Here is a 434-nt window from a genome sequence, read left to right as displayed (position 1 = left end):
GGACCGGATCTGGTGGCACAAGGTTGGCGACCATAAAGGCATTGTGGTCGAGCGCCTGAGCTGGCTGCATCTTGTCGGCGTCAACCAGCGCGGCAATCAGGAGCCGTCTATGATCCGGCTTCGCTGGATTCCGCTGTCAAAACCGGTTCTCGGCGGGCATGCAACAATCCTGACGCCGGCAGGCATATCCTTTGCCGCCGTCTGCATGCGCCCGGCTCCTCCGGAAGTCACCTTCCGTCAGGCGCTACGCCAGTCGCGCCGCTATCATAAGGATGACGCGGTTGTCGATGAGATTACGCGAATGATCCTGGCGCAGCAGAAGCAGGAAATCATGAAGACCGTGCTCAACGATCTTTCACTTTGAAGCTTTTGCATCTGCATGGGCTTCCTCGACAGCCATGGCGATAAGGTATTCAAGCATACCGAGTTCGCTC

At 57.6% G+C, this 434-nt stretch carries 1 protein-coding gene; it reads left to right on the top strand.

What is annotated here, in order from left to right; all coding sequences use genetic code 11:
* Nucleotides 1–364 (top strand): hypothetical protein (locus AC1D0P_RS30045; protein ID WP_477680069.1); only part of this gene is annotated, 364 nt, incomplete at its 5' end.
* Nucleotides 365–434 lie beyond the last annotated feature (70 nt).

The organism is Polaromonas sp. P1_G2 (assembly GCF_056405515.1).
The sequence above is the reverse complement of the archived record's forward strand: the minus strand, read 5'-3'. Positions and strand labels throughout refer to the sequence as shown.